This window comes from Frankia sp. CcWB2, assembly GCF_977927585.1.
On sequence record NZ_CDWRCM010000309.1, the window covers coordinates 1 to 2,978 of the forward strand.

A 2,978-nucleotide genomic window follows, 5' to 3' on the forward strand; every position below is an offset into this window, starting at 1 on the left:
GTGGCGTACCGGTGCAGCCGGTCGTCGAGTTCGGTGAGCGTCACCGGATCGGGATCGGCGAACGTGATCTCCCGGGAGAGTACCGCCGCGGCCCGTCCAGCGGCAGCCAGACCGAGCCGGTCCGAGGCCCGGGTGGGCGACAGTTCCATGCCGTTCATGACCATCCCCTCACGTTCCGGCCGGTGCCTCGTGGCGCACCGGTCACAGCCCGGCGACGGATGTTCGACCGGGCGGGGACCATGCTTCGTTGCGTCGTCCCGTGGCTGGGGCCGCCGCCGGTCGGCACGGCCGGCTGTACGCCGATGATGCTGGTGAACCTGCACGGTTCACCCCAGTGCGTAGCTGATCCGGCAAACACTGTGACCAGTCGCAAGCTACCGCGCAAGAGGGGGGTAGTGTACAGCGGTTTGACAGATTGATCAGAGTCTGCTCCTGGTCCGCCCCGGACAGTTCGGACGTTCCCGATGATCGAGCTCGGGGTCCGCCCCCGCTGTGCCCGCCCCCCGCCGGTGAGGTGGCCGCGGCGCAGGTCAGGCAGGCCAGGCAGGTCGGGGGGCGCGGTGTTCCCGGTCGTCGAGCCATCGGTCCAGATCCTGTCCCCTCGACACCCCGCCGCCGCCAACCCGCGATCCGTCAGATAACTCACAGGCGGATAACCCACCTGCCAGGGGCAAGCCCTGACTCCCTGTGGCCGGGCCACCCTGCCGGTAGGGAGAACTGTGGTAGGGAGAGGCAGTGGATTTCCGCGGACAGACCGCACTGATCACCGGTGCGTCGACGGGCATCGGCGCCGTCTTCGCCCGCGAGTTCGCCGACCGGGGCGCCGACCTCGTGCTCGTCGCGCGCGGCGAGGACCGGTTGCGCGCGAACGCCGCCGAGATCACCCGGCGTCACGGCGTGCGCACCGAGGTGATCGCCGTCGATCTGGCGGAGCCGGCCGCGGTCGACGCCGTCGCCGAACGGGTCGCCGCCGCCGGGGGCGGGGTCGACGTGCTGGTGAACAACGCCGGGTTCGCCACGCACGGCGACGTGGCCGGGGCCGAGGCGGCGCGGCTGGTCGGGCAGGTGCGGCTCAACTGTGTCGCTGTCGTCGAGCTGACCGCGCGCTTCCTGCCCGCGATGGTGCACCGCGGGCGCGGCAGCATCGTGAACGTGGCCAGCATCGCCGCGTTCCAGCCGGTGGCGCACATGGCCGTGTACGCGGCGACGAAGGCGTTCGTGCTGTCCTTCTCCGAGGCGCTGTGGGCCGAGGCCCGCCCGGCGGGGGTCAGGGTGCTCGCGCTGTGCCCCGGCTCCACCGACACGCCGTTCTTCGACGTCGTCGGTACCGAGGACGTCGCCGTCGGGCGCAAACGTTCCCCCGAGCAGGCGGTGGCCAGTGCGATGCGTGCCCTCGAACGCGGCCGTCCCTCGGTCGTCGACGGACGGCGCAACGCGCTGCTGGCCCGGGGTGGGCGGCTGCTGCCGCGGCGGGCGCTGATCCGGATCGCCGAACGCGCCGTCCGCCCGGCCCCGGACGGCTCTCGCGGGTAGGACCTCTCCGGTAGGCCGGGGGGTTTCGGGATCATCCTCACCCGGCCAGCCAGCGCCACCACGGGCCGAAGATCAGGTCGGTGAGCAGCGTATAGCCGCCCGCCGCGGGGTGCGCGCCGTCACCGGCGCGAGCTCACGCGCCCAGGACGGCCGGCGGCGCAGGGCGGGGAACACGTCGACGTAGGGGACGTCGTAGGCGGCGCAGACCTCGGCGTAGCGGACGGTGAGGTCCGCGACGCGCTCGTCGCGGCCGGGATCACCGGACGGGGGCGGTCCGACCATCAGCACCGGCATGAGGGGGCGGGCCTCGGCGAGCAGGGCCGTCAGGGCGGCGACCGAGTCCCGCGGCGGGACCCGGGTGGCCGTCCCGGTCCCCGCCGCCGGGTCCGTGGTGTCGGCCTCGGCGGTCATGTCGTTCACGCCGAACATGTCGTTCACGCCGAAGGAGATCACGAGCCGGGGGTGTTCCGCCTCGGCCAGCCGGGGCAGGCACTCCGCCCGCCATCGGGCGTGGGCCTCGGTGGAGGTGGCACGCCGGAGCCCGAGGTTGTAGGCGGTCAGCGCCACGCCGGCGTCCTCTGTGCGGGCGGCCAGACGCCCGACCCAGCCCAGGTGGGCGGAGTCGCCCACGCCCGCGACGAAGGAGTCCCCGAGGAAGCAGACCCGCAGGTCGCCGCCGCGCAGCCGGGCCGCTGCCGGCGGGTGCGCGGCCGGCGTTGGCAGGCGTGGGAAGGCCGTTGCCGCCGCGTCGAGGTCGGCGGCGGTCAACGGCCGGGTGAAGGTGACGCGGTGCAGCCCCGGCCCGTCGTAGTCGGAGTGGACCGGGACGCCGTCGATCATGGTGTCGCCGGGTTCGACCCGGAAACCCAGGCCGGTGTGGAAGGCCAGCGACGTCGCGTTGCCCGGGCTGGTGACCGCGTCGACGCGGCGGGCCCCACGGGTGGCGGCGAGCCGGAAGAACCGCCGGTAGAGACCGCCGGCGATACCACCGCGGCGGCGCGCCGGGTCGACGCCGACGAAGTGGATGTAGGCGACCTCGGGTGCCGAGGCCGACAGGAAACCGACGAGGAAGGCGACAAGGCGGCCGTCGCCGGCACGTTCCACCAGGTAGCTGCTGTCGGTGAAGTGCTGGAAGAACAGCCGCGGCAGCAGCAGCGCGCGCTGTATCGACCCGGCGGCCCCCTGGAAGCCACCCCACCAGTCGTCCATGACGGCGAGCACGCGCCCCTGGTCGTCCGCGGTGGGATGGCGCATCGTCAGGCCGTCGGGAGGATCAAAGATCACGCCGCCACCCTGGCAGAGCCCCGGCCGCCGGCCAAGGCGTTTTTTCCCGCCCGACCGGGATCCCGGTTGTCCGCGCCGCCCCTCCGATCCCGCCCCGGATCGGACGGGCGGTCAGACGGACGGACGGACGGGTGGTCCAGGTGGGGGTCGCCGTAGTACTC

At 73.4% G+C, this 2,978-nt stretch carries 2 protein-coding genes; one reads left to right on the plus strand and one right to left on the minus strand.

Annotated elements, in window-relative coordinates; all coding sequences use genetic code 11:
- Window positions 1–735 precede the first annotated feature (735 nt).
- Window positions 736–1,533, plus strand: a complete 798-nt coding sequence (locus tag ACY45C_RS20940; protein ID WP_462189263.1) for an SDR family NAD(P)-dependent oxidoreductase — start codon at window positions 736–738, stop codon at window positions 1,531–1,533.
- Between the two features lie 72 nt (window positions 1,534–1,605).
- On the opposite strand, the gene ACY45C_RS20945 is transcribed toward ACY45C_RS20940, so the two are convergent.
- Complete coding sequence (locus ACY45C_RS20945; RefSeq protein WP_462189264.1) at window positions 1,606–2,817, minus strand: GNAT family N-acetyltransferase; 1,212 nt, start codon at window positions 2,815–2,817, stop codon at window positions 1,606–1,608.
- Window positions 2,818–2,978 lie beyond the last annotated feature (161 nt).